The organism is Pseudomonas sp. YL2, assembly GCF_023063025.1.
In the GTDB taxonomy this organism is placed as follows: domain Bacteria; phylum Pseudomonadota; class Gammaproteobacteria; order Pseudomonadales; family Pseudomonadaceae; genus Aquipseudomonas; species Aquipseudomonas putida_A.
This window is the reverse complement of record NZ_JAJSLU010000002.1, coordinates 167,667-185,668: the sequence shown is the minus strand read 5'-3', so window position 1 is coordinate 185,668 and position 18,002 is coordinate 167,667. Positions and strand designations below refer to the sequence as shown.

The 18,002-nt window shown below is 60.4% G+C and carries 14 protein-coding genes; 6 read left to right on the top strand and 8 right to left on the bottom strand.

Features of this window, described 5'->3' with window-relative positions:
• Nucleotide 1: 1 nt before the first annotated feature.
• Genes LVD08_RS03810 through fdnG form a run of 3 tightly spaced genes read right to left on the bottom strand, consistent with a single transcriptional unit; the run spans nt 2 to nt 4,665 of the window.
• Nucleotides 2-667, bottom strand: a complete 666-nt coding sequence (locus LVD08_RS03810) for a formate dehydrogenase subunit gamma (RefSeq protein WP_202368235.1) — start codon at nt 665-667, stop codon at nt 2-4.
• Complete coding sequence (gene fdxH, locus LVD08_RS03805) at nt 664-1,599, bottom strand: formate dehydrogenase subunit beta (protein WP_247267448.1); 936 nt, start codon at nt 1,597-1,599, stop codon at nt 664-666. The genes LVD08_RS03810 and fdxH overlap by 4 nt, the downstream gene beginning before the upstream one ends.
• Nucleotides 1,600-4,665, bottom strand: a complete 3,066-nt coding sequence (gene fdnG, locus LVD08_RS03800) for a formate dehydrogenase-N subunit alpha (RefSeq protein WP_247267447.1) — start codon at nt 4,663-4,665, stop codon at nt 1,600-1,602.
• Nucleotides 4,666-4,989: 324 nt separating this feature from the next.
• Here fdnG and LVD08_RS03795 point away from each other — a divergent pair, with 324 nt between their 5' ends.
• From LVD08_RS03795 to LVD08_RS03775, 5 genes are all read left to right on the top strand, one after another.
• A complete protein-coding gene (locus LVD08_RS03795) occupies nt 4,990-6,150 on the top strand; it encodes a MalY/PatB family protein (protein ID WP_247267446.1) in 1,161 nt (386 codons plus the stop codon).
• A 197-nt stretch (nt 6,151-6,347) separates the two neighbouring features.
• A complete protein-coding gene (locus LVD08_RS03790) occupies nt 6,348-7,205 on the top strand; it encodes a glucose 1-dehydrogenase (protein ID WP_247267445.1) in 858 nt (285 codons plus the stop codon).
• An 87-nt stretch (nt 7,206-7,292) separates the two neighbouring features.
• Nucleotides 7,293-7,904 (top strand): Yip1 family protein, encoded by a 612-nt coding sequence (locus tag LVD08_RS03785; protein ID WP_247267444.1) that lies wholly within the window; start codon nt 7,293-7,295, stop codon nt 7,902-7,904.
• 36 nt (nt 7,905-7,940) lie between these two features.
• Nucleotides 7,941-9,284, top strand: coding sequence for a cation:proton antiporter (locus LVD08_RS03780; RefSeq protein ID WP_247267443.1), 1,344 nt, complete (start codon nt 7,941-7,943; stop codon nt 9,282-9,284).
• Nucleotides 9,285-9,471: 187 nt separating this feature from the next.
• Nucleotides 9,472-9,768 (top strand): hypothetical protein, encoded by a 297-nt coding sequence (locus LVD08_RS03775; protein WP_007967009.1) that lies wholly within the window; start codon nt 9,472-9,474, stop codon nt 9,766-9,768.
• 54 nt (nt 9,769-9,822) lie between these two features.
• Here the strand turns inward: LVD08_RS03775 and LVD08_RS03770 are convergent, their stop codons facing one another.
• The 5 genes from LVD08_RS03770 to LVD08_RS03750 form a co-directional block, all read right to left on the bottom strand.
• Complete coding sequence (locus tag LVD08_RS03770) at nt 9,823-10,359, bottom strand: hypothetical protein (RefSeq protein ID WP_007967008.1); 537 nt, start codon at nt 10,357-10,359, stop codon at nt 9,823-9,825.
• Nucleotides 10,360-10,425: 66 nt separating this feature from the next.
• The gene (locus tag LVD08_RS03765) at nt 10,426-12,348 is read right to left on the bottom strand and encodes a hybrid sensor histidine kinase/response regulator (protein ID WP_115990567.1); all 1,923 of its coding nucleotides are present in this window, start codon (nt 12,346-12,348) and stop codon (nt 10,426-10,428) included.
• A gap of 97 nt (nt 12,349-12,445) precedes the next feature.
• Nucleotides 12,446-13,354: a zeta toxin family protein gene (locus tag LVD08_RS03760; RefSeq protein WP_027612793.1), complete on the bottom strand. Its 909-nt coding sequence runs from the start codon at nt 13,352-13,354 to the stop codon at nt 12,446-12,448.
• A 186-nt stretch (nt 13,355-13,540) separates the two neighbouring features.
• On the bottom strand, nt 13,541-15,826 hold the full coding sequence (locus tag LVD08_RS03755) for an ATP-dependent DNA helicase (protein ID WP_247267442.1): 2,286 nt from the start codon (nt 15,824-15,826) through the stop codon (nt 13,541-13,543).
• A complete protein-coding gene (locus LVD08_RS03750) occupies nt 15,823-17,475 on the bottom strand; it encodes a VRR-NUC domain-containing protein (RefSeq protein ID WP_247267441.1) in 1,653 nt (550 codons plus the stop codon). The genes LVD08_RS03755 and LVD08_RS03750 overlap by 4 nt, the downstream gene beginning before the upstream one ends.
• Nucleotides 17,476-17,680: 205 nt before the next feature.
• Here LVD08_RS03750 and LVD08_RS03745 point away from each other — a divergent pair, with 205 nt between their 5' ends.
• A complete protein-coding gene (locus LVD08_RS03745; protein WP_041064149.1) occupies nt 17,681-17,905 on the top strand; it encodes a YgdI/YgdR family lipoprotein in 225 nt (74 codons plus the stop codon).
• Nucleotides 17,906-18,002 lie beyond the last annotated feature (97 nt).

Genomic DNA, 18,002 nt, shown 5'->3' with positions numbered 1-18,002 from the left:
GTCAGCCCTTTTTGGTGATCGGTCGCTCCGGCACGTCCGGATTGCGTTCATCGCGGGTGATGTCGCGATACCACAGTTCGTGGTGTTTCCTGGCCCAGGCGCGACTGACCCAGCCATGCAGCATCGCGTCCACCGAACCCTTGATCCACAGGCCGGCGTAGATGTGCACGATGATGCTGAGGATCAGCACAAACCCGGCCAGTGCATGCAGGAGCATGGCCCAGCGGATCACGGTGATGCCGAAGTACGCGCTGAAATACGCACGCCAGATCACCAGCCCGGTGAACAGCAACCCGAGCATGCACAGCAGTAAAGTCCAGAACAGCATCTTCTGCCCGGCGTTGTACTTGCCCACCGGCGGCACGCTTTCCTCGTCGTTAACCAATACCCGATCGATGCGGCGCATCCACTTCCAGTCGTTGTCGATGAAGAAGTTCGCGCGCCAGAAGCGGAACACCAGGCCGAGGAACAACACGAACATCAGCACGCCCATGAACGGGTGCAGAATTCGCGTCCACGGCCCGCCGCCGAACAGGTTAGTCAGCCAGAACATCGACGGATGAAACAACGCCAGCCCGGACAGCCCGGCCATGAAGAACAGAATCGCCACCAGCCAGTGATTGGTGCGCTGGTTGGCGGTGTAGCGCAGGATCGTCTTGTTGCTCATGGCCGGTCCTCCCCGCGTGGATCGAAGGTGTGCACCGCCGGATCGACAACGTGCACCGAAGTATCCGGTGGCGCCGGATGATCATCCTCTTCGGTGCGGTTCGGCCCGATGCGCACATAGTGGAAGAAACCGGCGAGCACCGCCGCACCCATCGCCAGCAGGCCCAGCGGTTTGCTGATGCCTTTCCACAAGCCCACCAGCGGGCTGATGGCCGGCGCCTCTGGCAACCCGGCGTAGATCTTCGGCGTATCGGCGTGGTGCAGCACATACATCACGTGAGTGCCGCCGACGCCTTCCGGGTCATACAGCCCGGCGTTGTCGAAGCCACGGCTTTTCAGATCGACGATGCGTTCGGCGGCGTGTTCCTTCATGTCTTCTTTGGTGCCGAAGACAATGGCGCCGGTCGGACAGGTTTTCACGCAGGCCGGTTCCAGCCCCACCGCGACGCGGTCGGAACACAAGGTGCATTTGTAGGCCTTGTGATCCTTCTGCGAGATCCGCGGAATGTTGAACGGGCAACCGGTGATGCAATAACCGCAGCCGATGCAGTGATCCTGATCGAAATCGACGATGCCGTTGGCGTGCTTGATGATCGCCCCGGGACTGGGGCAAGCCGCCAAGCACCCCGGCTCGGCGCAATGCATGCAGCCGTCCTTGCGGATCAGCCACTCGAGGTTGCCGGCGTCGGTTTCGTGTTCGGTGAAGCGCATCAAGGTCCAGGTTTCAGCGCTCAGGTCTTGCGGGTTATCGTAGGTGCCGTGGTTGTGGCCGACCTCGTCGCGCAGCTCGTTCCATTCCGAGCAGGCGACCTGGCAGGCCTTGCAACCGATGCATTTGGTGGTGTCGATCAGCTTGGCCACCGCCTCCTGATTCCTCACCGAGGGCGGCACCGTGGTGGTGGCCGAGCGGGCAATGATGTCTTGGCTGGCCATTTACAGTTTCTCCACGTTGACCAGGAATGACTTGGATTCCGGGGTCTGTGTGTTGCCATCGCCGAGGAACGGCACCAGGGTGTTGGTCAGGTAACCGTGACGCGTCTGACCGGTGAATCCCCAGTGCAGCGGGATGCCGATCTGATGCACCACCTGGCCGTTGACCTGCAGCGGCCGGATGCGTTTGGTCACCACCGCCACCGCCTCGATGAACCCGCGCTTGCAGCTGACCCGCACCCGATCCCCGGCCGCGATGCCCTTCTCCTTCGCCAGCACTTCGCCGATTTCGACGAACTGCTCCGGCTGGGCAATCGCATTCAACTTGCAATGCTTGCTCCAGAAGTGGAAGTGCTCGGTCAACCGGTAACTGGTGCCGGCGTACGGGAAGTCCTTGGCTTCGCCGAGGCTTTCCCAGACCGAATCGAAGATCCGCGCCGCCGGATTGCTGATGGCTTTCTTGTTTTGCGGGTGCAGCGGGTTGATGCCGATCGGCGTTTCGAATGGCTCGTAGTGCTCGGGGAAAGGCCCTTCGTTCATCTTGTCGACGGCGAAGAACCGCGCCACGCCTTCGGGGTTCATGATGAAGGGGTTCATTCCCGCTTCCGGCGGCACATCGGCCTTGTAGTCCGGCACATCGGTGCCGCCCCAGGCCTTGCCGTTCCACCATACGAGGCGCTTTTTCGGATCCCACGGTTTGCCGGCGACGTCCGCTGAAGCGCGGTTGTAGAGGATCCGCCGGTTGGCCGGCCACGCCCAGGCCCAGCCCTGATGCTGATGCATGCCATACGGATCGGCATTGTCACGCCGGGCCATCTGGTTACCGGCCTCGGTCCAGCTGCCGGCGAAGATCCAGCAACCGGACGCGGTGCTGCCGTCATCCTTGAGCAGACCGAACCCGGCCAGTTGCGAACCGGCTTTGACAACCACGCCGCTGGCATCGGTGAAGTCGGCCATGGCGCTACCGTTGATTTCCTTGGCCAGCTCCTCCGGCGATGGCTCGTCGGGGATCTTGTATGGCCACGACAGGTTCAGCAGCGGATCAGGGAATTTGCCGCCCTCGGCCTGATAACGTTTGCGCAGACGCAGGAACAGTTCGCTCATGATGCGGATGTCGGTCTGCGCTTCACCGGGGCCGTCGGCGCCTTTCCAGTGCCATTGCAGCCAGCGACTGCTGTTGACCAGCGAGCCGTCCTCCTCGGCAAAGCAGGTGGTCGGCAGGCGAATCACTTCGGTCTGGATCTCGGCGCTTTTCACATCGTTGTACGGCCCGACGTTTTGCCAGAACTCCGAGGTTTCGGTGGCCAGCGGATCCATCACTACCAGCCATTTGAGTTTGGCCAGCGCAGCCATCACCCGGTTCTTGTCCGGCAACGCAGCGATCGGGTTGAAGCCCTGGCACATGTAGCCGTTGACCTTGCCCTGGCTCATCAGGTCGAACATCTTCAGGACGTCGTAGTTCGGGATATCCAGTTTCGGCAGATAGTCATAATTCCAGTTGTTCTCCAGCGTGGCGTTGGCGCCGTACCAGGACTTCATCAGGCTGACGTGGAATTTGCTGTAGTTCTGCCAGTAGGACAACTGCCCCGGACGCAACGGCATTTGCGTACGTTTTTTGATAAAGGCGTTGTAGTCCTGCTCGCCATCGCCACCCAGAGTCAGATAGCCCGGCAGCGAGTTGGACAACAACCCGAGGTCGGTCAGGCCCTGAATGTTCGAGTGCCCACGCAAGGCATTGACCCCGCCGCCCGGCATGCCGACGTTGCCCAGCAGCAGTTGCACCATCGCCGCACTGCGGATGATCTGCGCGCCGATCGAATGTTGCGTCCAGCCGAGTGCATAGAGAATGGTCATGGTTTTGCCCGGCGTGGAGCACGTGGCAATCTCATCCCAGATTTTCTGCATCGCATCGACCGGCATGCCGCAGATCTGGCTCGCCAGCTCAATGTTGTAGCGGCTGTAATGCTGCTTCATCAATTGATAGACGCAGCGCGGGTCCTGCAGGGTCGGGTCGACCTTGACGAAGCCGTCCTCGCCCAGCTCGTAACCCCAGCCGGATTTGTCGGTGTAGCTGCGTTTGGCCGCGTCATAACCGCTGAAGATGCCGTCCTCAAAGCTGAACCCGGCTTTGACGATGAACGAGACGTCGGTGTAGTTGCGCACGTATTCGTGCTGGATCTTGTCCTGAGTCAGCAGGTAATTGATCAATCCGCCCATGAAGGCGATGTCGGTACCGGTACGGATCGGCGCGTAATAGTCGGCCACCGAAGCGGTCCGGGTAAAACGCGGGTCGACCACGATCAGCCGGGCGGCGTTATGCGCCTTGGCTTCGGTCACCCATTTGAAGCCGCATGGATGCGCTTCTGCTGCATTGCCACCCATCACCAGGATCAGATTCGCGTTGGCGATATCGGTCCAGGTGTTGGTCATGGCTCCACGGCCGTACGTCGGGGCAAGACTTGCCACCGTCGGGCCGTGTCAGACACGCGCCTGGTTATCGAACCCCAACATGCCGAGACTGCGAATCACCTTCTGGGTGATGTAACCGGCTTCGTTGGACGCAGCCGACGCGGCGAGGAACCCGGTGGTCAGCCAGCGATTCACCGTTTGCCCGGTGGAATTTTTCTCGATGAAGTTGGCGTCGCGGTCGGCCTTCATCAGGTCGGCGATGCGATCCAGCGCTTCATCCCAGCTGATCCGGGTCCATTCGCTGCTGCCGGGCTTGCGCATTTGCGGGTATTGCAGGCGGCCCGGGCTGTGAATGAAGTCCAGCAGGCCCGCGCCTTTTGGACACAGGGTGCCGCGGTTGACCGGGTGGTCGGCGTCGCCCTCGATGTGGATGATGTTTTGCGCGACGTTCTTCGCGGCATCGCCCTGGCTGTACATGATCAACCCGCAACCGACCGAGCAATACGGGCAGGTGTTGCGGGTTTCATGGGTGTGGGCAAGCTTGAAGTGACGCACCTGCTCGGCGAAGGCCAGCGTCGGGGCCATGCCCAACGCGCCCAGGCTAGAGCCTGCAAGGCCGATACCGGCGACCTTGAAGAATTGACGACGGCTGAGATCCATCGTGCACTCCTGATCAGGTGGAACCCGGTACTTGAGCCGGGCTTTTTCTGGACAAACACGGTTACGGCAGAATGCCTGCCGGCTTTTTCACTGTAGACAATGACCACACACTCTGTGTGAAAACCGACCGTCGGCGACAATCGGTCATGCCCTGGAAAACCTGTGGGAGCGAGCCTGCTCGCGAAGAGGCCCTGTCAGTTGAGACAAATATTGACTGACACACCGCCTTCGCGAGCAGGCTCGCTCCCACAGGTTTTGTGTATCCCCAAAGTGTCATGGGTTTATCATGGCGCCCATGAACAACCCGCCTTCACGAGACCGCGCATGACTTTCGATTTTGATCAGCTATTCGACCGCCACAACACCGGCAGCACCAAGTGGAGCCGCTACCCGGAGGATGTGTTGCCGATGTGGGTCGCTGATATGGATTTCGCCGCGCCACCGGTGATCATCGAGGCGTTGCAGCAGCGTCTGTTGCACCCACTGGTGGGTTACAGCGTGGCGCAGGACAACTTGCGTGAGGCGATCGTCGCCGACCTGTGGGACAAGTTCGCCTGGAAGGTCAAACCGCAGGAGCTGATCTTCCTGCCGGGTGTTGAATCGGGTTTCAACATGGCTTTGAAAGCGCTGGTGCAGCCGCAGCAGAATGTTGTGGTGCAGGTGCCGAACTACCCGCCGCTGCGGCATGCGCCGGGGCATTGGGGGCTGAACAAGGTCGAACTGGAATTCATCACTCAGGCCGATGGCACCTACGCCACGCCGCTGGAGACCCTGCGCGAATCGCTGAACGGCGGCGGCGCCCTGCTCCTGAGCAACCCGCACAACCCGATCGGCAAGGTGTTTGGCCGTGAAGAACTGCAAGCCGTGGCCGACATCTGTGCGGCACAGGACGCCTGGATCATCTCCGACGAGATCCACGCCGAGCTGTGCTTCGACGGCCGCGTGCACATTCCGACCGCGTCCCTCAGCCCGGAAATCGCCAAACGTACGATCACCCTTATGTCGGCGAGCAAGGCCTACAACATCGCCGGCCTCAAAACCTCGTTCATGATCATCCAGGACGCCGCCCTGCGCGAACGCGTCAACCACGCCCGTTGCGGCATGGTCGACAGCGTCAACCCGCTGGGCATGGAAGCCACCCGCGTCGCCTACAGCGAAGGTGCGCCGTGGCTGGCCGAACTGAAAACCTATCTGCAGGCCAACCGCGACTGGTTGGTGGACGCCGTGCGCAACCGCTTGCCGGGAGTGACGATCAATGTGCCGCAGGGAACCTATCTGGCGTGGCTCGATTGCTCGGCGCTGGACCTGGACCTGGACAATCCGCAGCAGTTCTTCCTTGAACAGGCCAGGGTCGGTCTGAGCGCCGGGCTGGATTTCGGCGATCAGCACCAACAGTTCGTGCGCCTGAACTTCGGCTGCCCGCGGTCGTTGCTCGAAGAGGGCATTAGCCGCATGGAGCGTGCCCTGACAAACCGCAATATCTGAAAACACCACCCATCTGTAGGAGTGAGCCTGCTCGCGATAGCTGACTGACATTCCACATTAATGTCGGCTGATACACCGCCATCGCGAGCAGGCTCACTCCTACAATGGTTTTGTGGTCATCCAAAATCCGATCGAACTCACGGCAAACCGTCCGGGTCAACCACCCATACCTGCCCTGAGAACCTCGGAGATCTGTGATGACCGACTATCCAAAACCACCCTTCCCCGCACAAGCCCAAGCCGTCCCCGGTGCGCAAAGCAAAATGCAGCCGTATCCCGACTGCGGCGAGCAAAGCTACGTTGGCTCCGGGCGGCTGGCTGGCAAGATTGCGCTGATTACCGGTGCCGACAGCGGCATTGGCCGCGCGGTGGCGATTGCCTTCGCCCGTGAAGGCGCTGACGTGGTCGTGGCCTATCTCAATGAACATGATGACGCCAAAGAGACCGCACGCTGGGTTGAACAGGCAGGCCGCCAATGCCTGCTGCTGTCCGGCGACCTCGCGCACAAGGCCCATTGTCAGGAACTGGTGGACAAGACCGTCGAACGCTTCGGGCGCATCGACCTTCTGGTCAACAACGCCGCGTTCCAGATGACCCACGAAACCTTCGAAGAAATCCCCGACGACGAATGGGTGATGACCTTCGACGTCAACATCACCGCGATTTTCCGGTTGTGCCAGGCGGCGATCAAACACATGCGCCCCGGCGCGTCGATCATCAACACCAGCTCGGTCAACTCGGACATGCCCAAACCGACCCTGCTGGCCTATGCCACCACCAAAGGCGCCATTGCCAACTTCACTGGCGGTCTGGCGCAGATCCTCGGGCCGAAACAGATCCGCGTGAACTGCGTGGCCCCCGGGCCGATCTGGACGCCGCTGATCGTCTCGACCATGCCCGATGAAGAGGTGCAGAACTTCGGCAGCGAAACCCCGCTCGGTCGCCCCGGGCAACCGGTGGAAGTGGCGCCAATTTACGTGCTGCTGGCTTCCGATGAAGCCAGTTACATCACCGGTCAGCGCTATGGCATCACCGGCGGCAAGCCGATGCTCTAAGCGGCGCGAGAAAAACTGAACCTGGCGGCATGACGTCCCTCCATACCTTTAAGAGCCCCAACCGGTCTGCAGGATCAGGAGGTCGTCATGTCCGCCCCTCTCATCAAACTCTTCACCCAGCCCAACTTCGCCTGGACCGATATCCGCCGCGAGGAAGAGGCCCATCCCCGTCACTACCTGGCGCATCTGTTGCTATTGGCGCTGATTCCCGCCGTGTGTCTGTTCCTCGGTACCACGTATGTCGGCTGGAGTCTGGCAGCCGGCGAGACCGTGCGCTTGAGCACGGCCAGTGCGCTGCAACTGAGCATTCTACTGTATGTGGCGATTGTCGCCGGGGTCGCGGTCATCGGCGGGTTCATTCGCTGGATGTCGCGTACGTTCGACGCGCGCCCCACGCTTAACCAGTGCATCGGTTTCGCTGCCTATACCGTGACGCCGTTCTTCGTCGCCGGGATCGCTGGCCTCTATCCGAGCCGCTGGCTGGCGATTCTGGTGCTGGGTGCCGCGTCGGTGTATTCGACGTTCCTGCTGTTCGTCGGCCTGCCGACGTTCATGCATGAACGCAAGGAACAGGGCCTGCTGTATTCGGCTTGCGTCTGGGGCGTCGGCCTGCTGGTGATGGTGACCATTCTGGTGTCGATGATTCTGCTGTGGTTCAACGTGCTCGCGCCCGAGTACTTGCGAACTACCGTTGGTTAACCCGGTGCCAACGCTGTCGTCGATGGACGGCCGAACATGAGCTTTGTCATCTGGGTCGCGGTGCTTGGCGCGGTGTTGCTGACCCTCGCGCTGACCTCGTCGTACCTGCGCTGGATGCCGGTCACCACTTCGGCCGTGTGCCTGCTGCTGGGGATCGGCATCGGCCCCAGCGGTCTGGATTTGCTGAAACTGTCACTGGAAAACGCTTCTGTATGGATGGAACACCTTACGGAAGTGGCGGTGCTGTTTTCGCTGTTTGTCTGCGGCCTCAAGCTGCGTTTGCCACTGCGCGACAAGCGCTGGCGGATTGCGTTCGGGCTGGCGGGCCCGGTGATGGTCGTGACCATCGCCGGGGTCAGCGTGTTGCTGCACTGGGGCCTGCAACTGTCGTGGGGGCCGTCGCTGCTGATCGGGGCGATGCTGGCACCGACCGACCCGGTGCTGGCCGCTCTGGTGCAGGTCAACGATGCGCGGGATGTCGACAGCGTGCGCTTCGGTCTGTCCGGTGAAGCCGGGCTCAACGACGGCATCGCTTTTCCGTTCGTGATTCTCGGCTTGCTGCTACTGCAGGCCGACGCGCAACCCGGCGCCTTGACCGATTGGGTGCTGCACGGCTTGCTCTGGGCGGTGCCGGTGGGTTTGCTCACCGGTTACTGGATGGGCCGCGGCATCGGTCGATTGACCCTGTCGCTGCGCATCCGTAACGACGACAGCACCCTGAGCCCGAATGATTATCTGGCGCTGTCGCTGATTGCCCTGGCTTACGTCGGCGCAGATGCGATTGGCGGTTATGGCTTTCTGTCGGTATTCGCCGCCGGCCTCGGATTGCGCCAGGAAGAAGTCAACTCCACCGGCGCCAGCCAGCCGCCGGCCGAACATCTGGTGCAACCGGTGGTCGGCCACCAGAACATCGAACCGCAGCACGCGGTGCACGGCGATACCGAACGACTGGAGAGCAGTCAGGTCGCCGCCGGCATCATGATGGGCGACATGCTCTCATTCGGCAGTCTGGTGGAACGCGCCATGGAAGTGTTTCTGGTGACCCTGCTCGGTGTGGTGCTGGTGCCGCATTGGGACTGGCGGGCACTGGTCATTGGCGCGGTGCTGTTCTGCGTGGTGCGTCCGGCCTGCGTCGCGTTGATGCCTTGGGGCACTTTGCTCGACGGTGGTCAGCGGCTGTTGATCGGTTGGTTCGGCATTCGCGGGATCGGCAGTCTGTTCTATCTGTTTTATGCCTTGAACCATGGCCTCAGTCCTTCAGTCGCGACGTTGTGCACCAACATCACCCTGTCCGTGGTAGCGCTGAGCATTTTACTGCATGGCATCAGCACCCAGCCGCTGCTGGCGCGCTACGAACAACGGCAAAAACGAAAAAACTGATTTTTCCGGCGGCAATATGTCGGGAAATCCATCGAAGTTTTTTCTGAAAATAAATGGATCCCTCGGCCAAAACCGACAGTCACAACCATAACCCCTCGCTGGATGCACTCGGCGAGGTCCGGCAGGTTCGGTTCCCCTGCGGCTTGCAGCCCATGAAGAGGAATCTTTGGATAACAAGGTCACGGTCATGAAAGAATGCTCGACTCCGGCACAAATCAAGGCTTGCAGGGCTTTGGCCCTGGAACGCAATCGTCAACTGTTCGAAGATGCCCACGCCCTCAACCGAGCGGCTTACGAGCTGCTGGAAGCGGACAATCTGGACCTCGAACAGTTTGAGCACTATCGAGCACTGCGCCGCAAAGCCGATGCGAAGTTCGAGGAAGCCATCGATCACTTGTGCGTCCTCAACGAAGACTTCCCGCCGATTCCAATGTCACCGCATCACTCGCAGGAATTGCGTCGGCAACTTGAAACCGTCGAATAAAGCACACAAGAAAAAGCCCGGCAGCGATGTCCGGGCTTTTTCTTTGGGCGGCGTTCAGCCCCCGGGGTTGGTCACCTGAATGAACACCGCGTAAGCCCCGAGCAGGATCCAGAACGTGGCGAAAATCCAGGGCGTGCGCACCGAAAACAACAGCGACTTGCGATAGCCCTTGTGGCTCGACTCCATTTCACTGAACAGCGGCGACTCGTCGTAAGCCATGCCCATGATCGGCTCGCTGCGCAACAACTCGCTCTGCTTGTAGTGCCAGTGATCGATGATGTCGTACGCCGCACGAATCCCCGGCCAGGCGTTGAGCGAACTGAGCAGCCCGAGCAGTGCGAGAAACGGCGGCACCACCAGCGTGAACAGCTTGCCCCACTCGGGGTTGAGGTTGGCCATGCACGAAGCGAAGGCAATCACCAGAAACGACTGCGCCGCCAGATAGGCATCGGTGCGATTGGCGAGGATGCTGGTTTCGTACTGGATTTCCTTGCGATAGAAGTCCAGCCGTTCCTTGGGTGAGCCGAACATCTTGGCGTCGTGTTCAGTCAGGTGCTCTTCAGCGCTGGGCTCAGTCAGTATGCGAGGCAAGGGACGCGCACTCCGTGGCGGGGAAACCTTTTAGAAGGCCCTCGCCACGGACAAGTTCAGGCGGATTCACTTCATCGACTGCGCGATTATTTCCACCAGATTGAGCTGGGTGAACGGCTTGGGCAGACGCGGCAATTGCGCGGCAAAGCCTTCCAGGCGTTCAGCGTAACCGGTGGCCAGAATGATCGGCAGATCCGGCTTGAGCAAACGCACCGCATGCGCCAGTTGCGCGCCGCTCATCTGCGGCATGGCCATGTCGGTGATCATCAGGTCGATGACTTCGCCCTGCTCGAACAACGCCAGCGCCTTGGCACCGGACGTGGCGCTGATCACGCGATGGCCAAGGTCTTCGAGCAGCAGCGTGGTGCTGGTCATCACCAGCGAATCGTCGTCCACCACCAGAACGCTGAGGCGCGGCACCAACACCGGTTTGACCGCCGGGTAGAGGTTTTTTGCCGTCTCCCCGGCCAGCGCCACCGGTATCCACATTTCAGCGCGGGTGCCATGGCCTTTTTCGCTCTTGAGAATGAAACGGCCGCCCAGTTGCTCGATAAAACCATGCACCATCGACAGGCCCAGCCCGGTGCCCTTGCCCACGCCCTTGGTGGTGAAAAACGGATCCCTGGCCGACCCCAGCGTGGCTTCGTCCATGCCCTCACCCGTGTCGATCACGCTCAGGCACACATAGTGCCCGGCCGCCATTGACGAATGGCTTTGCTCAAGCACGACTTCAGGCTGCGCGGTAATGCACAGGCTGCCACCGTCGACCATGGCGTCGCGGGCGTTGGTCGCCAGATTGAGCAAGGCCAGTTCCAGTTGGTTGCTGTCGGCCAGCACCGGTTGCAGATCCTCGGGAAAGCGTGTCTCGATGCGAATCCCGGGGCCTATCGAGCTGCGCAACAGTCCGGTGATGCCTTGCACCAGTTGCGGGATATCGACCGGCTCGGTCTTGAGTTCCTGACGGCGGGCGAACGCCAGCATGCGTTGGGTCAGCGATACGCCACGCAACGCACCCTGCGTGGCGTTTTCCAGCAGACGGCTGTTTTTCGGATCGTCACCGATGCGCTTTTGCAGAATCTCCAGATTGCCCAGAATCACCGTCAGCAAATTGTTGAAGTCATGGGCAATGCCGCCGCTGAGCTGACCGATGGCCTGCATCTTCTGCGCCTGGAACAGCGCTTCGCGGGTCTTTTCCAGCGCCACTTGCGACTCATGGGCTTCGGTGACATCGCGGGTGATCTTGGCAAACCCGAGCAGCGTGCCGGTTTCGCCGCGAATGGCATCGACCACCACGTGGGCCAGAAACCGCGTGCCATCCTTGCGCATGCGCCAGCTCTTGTTCTCGAAACGGCCCTCGCGGGTGGCAATCTCCAGCGCCCGTTGCGGTTCGCCGGCCACACGGTCTTCCGGGGTGTAGAAAATCGAAAAATGCTGGCCGATGATTTCTTCCGGCTGGTACCCCTTGATCCGCTGGGCGCCCTGATTCCAGTTGCTTACACGACCTTCGGGGCTGAGCATGTAGATCGCATAATCGGTGACACCCTGCACCAGCAGGCGAAACTGCTGTTCGCTTTGCTTGAGGGTTTCCTCGGCCATCTTGCGGTCGGTCAGGTCACGGGTGATCTTGGCATAGCCGAGCAGTTTGCCGTTGGGATCAATGATCGGATCGATGACCACATGGCACCAGAAGCTGGTGCCATCCTTGCGCACCCGCCAGCCTTCGCCTTCGAACCGTCCTTCGTGCAGCGCTGTGTCGAGCGCGCGTTGCGGCAGACCCGCCGCACGATCATCGGCGGTATAGAAGCGCGAGAAATGCTCGCCGAGAATCTCCGCCTCTTCGTAGCCCTTGAAGCGTTTGGCGCCGGAGTTCCAGCTGGTGATGATGCCGTCCGGGTCGATCATGTAAATCGCATAATCGACCACCGCATCGATCAGCAGACGAAAACGCATCTCCTCGATCGCGGCAGTTTTGCTCGGGTTGTCACTCATCAGGTTCACCGCTGGTTTTCATTAGCACAAGTATGCGGCAATCCGGCGCCATGGGGAGGTGCAAACGCGCTTCTGATTACCGCCACCGCAATGATGCTCAACGATTGGCGTATTTGATAATGCGTGAGTACAAAGCGTTGTAAACAAATGCCGGGATCTGGTCGGCGTACTGAGCGGTTTTTTGCAGGGCCAGATGACACTCCTTGATCATCTCGTCGCGCTCGGCAAGGCTATTGATGGTGTTGCTCGCAATGCTTTCGTAGCTGGCGTAGTCGTACCCTTGTCCGGTCGATGTCAACTCCAGCGTGCCTTGCGTGTTCCGCTTACAGGTACTGTGCCCGCGCAACGCCCTGTCTTTCAAGACGCCCAGCCCACGCTCGTAAAGGAATATCTGCGAACCCTCGACGGTTTTTGCAGCGGATTCAAGTTGAAAGATCACTGCGTGCGAGTTGTTCAAACTGGTTTTCAGATCAGAGGACCTGACAAACCGTTCCAGCTCCGATTTTTCCAGGCTTCTCAACCCGCGTTTGACGTTAGACAGAAAGGCGAAGGCATGACCACAGGCAACAATATGGATTTCCAGCTGGTAGCCGTTGGTCGCAGCCGCCGTTGGCAGCGCAGCAAAATCGATGCTATCGAAAGCGCACTCCATGATGATGTCGAGTTTGCGCCGGAATGCTTCCTCGAAAATCCTCGCACACACTGCTCTCACAAAGGCTTCGGTGTGTTCATAGGCGTGCAGTTTGCCGAGCTCGACCATTTGCCTGTATTGCGGATGCTCTTCGCGATACTCGGGTTTGTACAGGCGCACATAGTTATCGTATCGACCCGAAGTCAGCAGGCTTTTCTCCAAAAGATAGGTTTTGCCTGACGCTTGTACACCTGCGGTAATCAGCATCCGGGGAATGGTTTCGGCGGTTTTCCCGGCGAACAGAGTGGCGCTGATTTTGTTGAAGGCTGTGTTGATGTCGGCGGCGGTGTAGGTATAAGCGGTAGTCGCGTTCATGTCTTGATGTCCTTATCAAGTGTCGATGGCAGATACTCTGCCCTCTCAATAAAGCCTGATTGCAGACGATATGCAAAAAGCACTTCAAGACAGAATATGTCGCTGTTTTTTAAAGGATATTTTCCTACACCAGAACAGCAAACCGCTGACGTCTGGTGAGCGCCTGACGGACAGAAAAATGCCGCTTCACCCTGCCGATATCGGGACGTTTTCGCCCGCATTGAGCGACCACCAGCGCGGCAGCAGTTGCTGAATGCGCGGTTCGGCGAAGCGGTCATCGATCAGCATCACCACGCCACGATCTTCACGGGTGCGGATCACCCGCCCGGCGGCCTGCACCACTTTCTGCACGCCCGGATACAGGTAGGTGTAATCGTAGCCGGCGCCGAAAATCGCTGCCATGCGCCGTTTCAACTGTTCGTTGACCGGGTTGAGCTGGGCCAGCCCCAGGGTCGCAATGAACGCGCCGATCAGCCGTGCTCCGGGCAGGTCGATGCCCTCGCCGAACGCTCCGCCCAACACGGCGAAGCCGATGCCCTGGCTGTCGGCGGTGAACTGATCGAGAAAGGCCTGCCGCTGCCCTTCGGCCATGCCCCGGGACTGCTGCCACAGATTGATCTGCGGATGGCGTTCGGCGAGCAGCGTCAGCACTTGCTGCAGGTAATCGAAGCTGCTGAAGAACGCCAGGTAATTGCCCGGGCGCTCGCTGAACTGGCGGGCGATCAGCTCGACGATCGGCTCCAGCGACGCCTGGCGATGATTGAAGCGCGTGGAGATACGGCTGACGATCTGCACTTGCAGCTGTTCGGCGCTGAAGGGTGATTCGACGTCTATGCATACCGTGTCGGCGGGCGTGCCGAGCAGATCGGCGTAGTAGCGCTGCGGGCTCAGCGTCGCCGAGAACAACACGCTGCTGCGCGCCGCTTTCAGGCGCGGGCCGATGAACGCCGCCGGCACCACGTTGCGCAGGCACAACTGCGACAGCGGCCGCTTGCGCTCAAGGTCGCGCTTGCTGATGTCGAACAGGTAATGCTCGTCGAACAGCTCCGCCACCCGGCCGAACTGCAGCATGTCGAAATAGAAGGTTTGCAGCGCGCTGTCGAGTCCCTGCGGATGGTCGTTGAGGTAATCACCAATCGCCGCGCTGCACAGGGACACCGCTTGCAGCAGTTTTTCCGGGGCCTTGTCGTAGGCCTGATACGGCGCCAGTTGCGGCTGGTGCAGCGCGTTCCACTCGCGATTGACCCTTTGCAGGGATTTTTTCAGCACTTCGGGGGCCGTCTTGCGCACACTGGCCAGCGCGGCCTGATCGAGACTGGCGCTGTACATCGAGCGCCCGCGTTCGACCAGGTTGTGCGCTTCATCGGCCAGCACCGCAACCTTCCACTGATTGAGCTGGGCCAGACCGAACAGCAGCGCGCTGAAATCGAAGTAATAGTTGTAGTCCGCCACCACCACGTCGGCCCAGCGGGCCATTTCCTGGCTCAAGTAATACGGGCACACCGTGTGCTCACGGGCCACTTCGCGCATCGCCGCCTGATCCAGCAGATTGATCCGGCTGGCCGCTTGCCGGGCGGCGGGCAGGCGATCATAAAAGCCCTGGGCCAACGGGCAGGATTCACCGTGACAGGCTTTGTCCAAGTGTTCGCAAGCCTTGTCGCGGGCGACCATCTCCAGCACCCGCAGCGGCAAGCGTTCAGACTGATCGAACAACACCTGACTGGCATCCAGCGCCAGTTTGCGCCCCGGGGTCTTGGCGGTCAGGAAGAACACCTTGTCCAGTTGCTGCGGCGCCAGCGCCTTGAGCATGGGGAACAGCGTGCCGAGGGTTTTGCCGATGCCGGTGGGCGCCTGGGCCATCAGGCAACGGCCGGTGCTGACCGCTTTGAACACCGATTCGGCCAGATGTCGCTGGCCGGGGCGAAAGTCGGCGTGAGGAAAGCTCAATTGCTGCGCGGCCAGATTGCGCGCCTCGCGGTGGGCCATTTCCTGCTCGGCCCAGTTCAGGAACAACCGGCATTGCTGTTCGAAAAAATCCTGCAAGGCTGGAGCATTGAAGGACTCGACCAGACAGGTTTCCTTTTCGCTGACGATGTCGAAATACACCAGCGCCAGATTGATCTGCGCAAGCTCCAGCTTGCGGCACATCAGCCAGCCGTAGATTTTCGCCTGCGCCCAATGCAGCTGCCGATGGTTGGCCGGTTGCCTGCTCAGGTCGCCGCGATAGGTTTTGACTTCTTCCAGACAGTTCTGCGCCGGGTCGTAGCCGTCCGCCCTGCCCCTGACTTTCAATTGCAGAAACTCGCCTTCCAGTGCCACTTCGCTTTGGTATTTGTCGCTGCGCCGCGAGGCCACGGTGCGGTGCCCGAGCATGCCTTCGAGGGCTGTCGGCGAAGGGGTAAAACGCAGGTCGAGGTCGCCGGTCTTGGCGGTGAACTCGCATAGGGCACGGACGGCAATGCTGTAGCTCAAGCGCTCTGCTCCGCCCATTGCACGTAGCACACGGCGACCGGCATCTGGTGTTGGTGGCAAAATTCCAGCCAGCGCAGTTGGTTGTCCTGCAAGCGGTCACCGGGGCCTTTGACTTCGATCATCCGGTAGGTCTTGTGCTGCGGCCAGAACTGGATCAGATCCGGCATGCCGGCGCGATTGGCCTTGATGTCGAGCAGCAGACGATTGAACCAGTGCTTGAGGTGTTCCGCCGGCAAACACGCCAGCGCCTGCTCCAGCAGTTGCTCATTCAACGCGCCCCAGAACACGAACGGCGACTGCACGCCCCATTTGGCGGCGAAGCGCTCACGAATGGTCGCCGCATAACGGCCGTCGTCGAGTTGGTCGAGGCAAGCCTGAAACAGTTCGGCGCGGCGTTGCTGAAAGTCTTCGTTGAGCAGATCCACCGGCCCGCGCTGGAACGGATGAAAGAACGCCCCCGGCAGCGGCGCAAAAATCGCCGGCCAGCACAACAGGCCGAACAGCGAGTTGATCAGGCTGTTCTCGACGTAGTGCACCGGGCCGCTGTCTTCGTGCAAATGCGCCTGCACGTAAAACTCCACAGACAATCCCGGATCAGTGCGCGGCAGTTGCAGATCGAGGCGCTCGACCGGGCGTGGCGTTGCCCGTTTGAGCGGCGGCCCGCCGAGTTTGCGCCGCAGCCGTGGCAGCATCCGTTGCAGGCTCTGCTGCTCCGCAGCGCTTTCCGGCGCCTGTTCGGCGAGGCTGGCGAGCTCCAGCGCCAGTGCGTATTCGCCGCAGCGCTCCAGCACGCGGATCATTCGCTGACGGGCGCCGGGGTAGGTGCAATCGCGGTAAATGCTCAACGCCAGGGCGAACTCGGCGACGCGCTCGCAATACTGGCCGATCTGGAACAGCACCTTGCCGCGCCGCCGCTGCAGCCACGGATTGTCGAACTGCAGCGCGCTGACCTGCTCGACAATGGGCTCCAACGGTTCACCGGCTTCGAAACGCAGTTGGCACTGATGCAGGAACAGACAGGCGTCAACGTCCTCTCGACTGCGCAGACCACGGGAGTCGGCGCAGAACTCGACTTTTTCGTAGGTAAAGATCCCGAGGTCGGCGAGGACGAATTCCGACCAGTCCTGATACAGGTTGCCGAAGAACATCAGACGCAGACGGTCGCACAGGTTCATGATGGTCAGGCTGAGCAAGCGCTCGCCGAGCATCGGTGCCCAATCGCAGAGGCTGCGCGACTCGCTGAACTGCTCGGCGAGCGCCGGCAGCCAGTCGTCCTTGCGGCCCTTGGGTTGCTCGATAAAGCTGCCGAACGTCTGCAGCAGTTCAGCCTTGAGCAACACGTCGAACACTTCGGGCATGCTCAATAAAGCCTGATCGTCGAGCCAGCCGTGACGCAACAACGGCTGCGCGGCGTTGCTGATGTCCCCGATTTCCGGGTAGTTGAGTTTGCCGAGGCGGAAATGCACGCCCTTGCGCATTATCATGCGCACCAGCAAACCCTGCGAAGCACGTGGCAAGGCCTTGAAGTCGCGGATAAAGCCGTGCTCGGATTCGCTCATCACATCGGCATAGCGAAGCTCAAGCCAATCAAGCACTTGCCGGAAGTTGTTGAGGTAATAGAACGGATCGTCGAGCGGGTTGGCAGTCACGGGAATTCAGGGCCATGGCGAGCGAATACTGGTTATGCGTACAGATACCAGCTCTGCCCCGTCACGTGCAAACGGAAAAGGATCAGTGGCAGCGGCAATCGGGATTTTTTCAGGGTGCCATCGAACTTTTCCCGGTTCGACGGCACCAACCGCGTTAGAGACCGGATACGGTCAATTGATATGGAATGAGGTATTTGAGGTGGGTATGAACATCAAGACTCTGGGTCTTCCCCTGGCGGTAGCAGCCTTCCTGGCATTGGGCGGCTGCTCGACACCGACCGTGGTGACCTTGCAGAACGGCACTCAGTATTTGACCAAGGACATGCCGAAAACCAAGAACAAGGATGGGTTCTATGAGTTCGAGGATATTTCCGGGACCAAGGTGAAAGTCCGCTCCGATGAGGTAGCGACCGTACGCAAAGAAGACTGACACCCCGTTTTACCTGTAGGTGCTGGAGGAGGGGGGGGGGGTTTGTGGTTTTTTTTTTTTAAAAAATACTAAAAAAATGTGTGGAGGCGCGGCGCAC

What these genes read in the sequence shown, in the direction of transcription:
- LVD08_RS03810 (WP_202368235.1), bottom strand. Translation starts at nt 667, where the DNA reads ATGAGCAACAAGACGATCCTGCGCTACACCGCCAACCAGCGCACCAAT.
- fdxH (WP_247267448.1), bottom strand. Translation starts at nt 1,599, where the DNA reads ATGGCCAGCCAAGACATCATTGCCCGCTCGGCCACCACCACGGTGCCG.
- LVD08_RS03795 (WP_247267446.1), top strand. Translation starts at nt 4,990, where the DNA reads ATGACTTTCGATTTTGATCAGCTATTCGACCGCCACAACACCGGCAGC.
- LVD08_RS03790 (WP_247267445.1), top strand. Translation starts at nt 6,348, where the DNA reads ATGACCGACTATCCAAAACCACCCTTCCCCGCACAAGCCCAAGCCGTC.
- LVD08_RS03785 (WP_247267444.1), top strand. Translation starts at nt 7,293, where the DNA reads ATGTCCGCCCCTCTCATCAAACTCTTCACCCAGCCCAACTTCGCCTGG.
- LVD08_RS03780 (WP_247267443.1), top strand. Translation starts at nt 7,941, where the DNA reads ATGAGCTTTGTCATCTGGGTCGCGGTGCTTGGCGCGGTGTTGCTGACC.
- LVD08_RS03775 (WP_007967009.1), top strand. Translation starts at nt 9,472, where the DNA reads ATGAAAGAATGCTCGACTCCGGCACAAATCAAGGCTTGCAGGGCTTTG.
- LVD08_RS03765 (WP_115990567.1), bottom strand. Translation starts at nt 12,348, where the DNA reads ATGAGTGACAACCCGAGCAAAACTGCCGCGATCGAGGAGATGCGTTTT.
- LVD08_RS03760 (WP_027612793.1), bottom strand. Translation starts at nt 13,354, where the DNA reads ATGAACGCGACTACCGCTTATACCTACACCGCCGCCGACATCAACACA.
- LVD08_RS03745 (WP_041064149.1), top strand. Translation starts at nt 17,681, where the DNA reads ATGAACATCAAGACTCTGGGTCTTCCCCTGGCGGTAGCAGCCTTCCTG.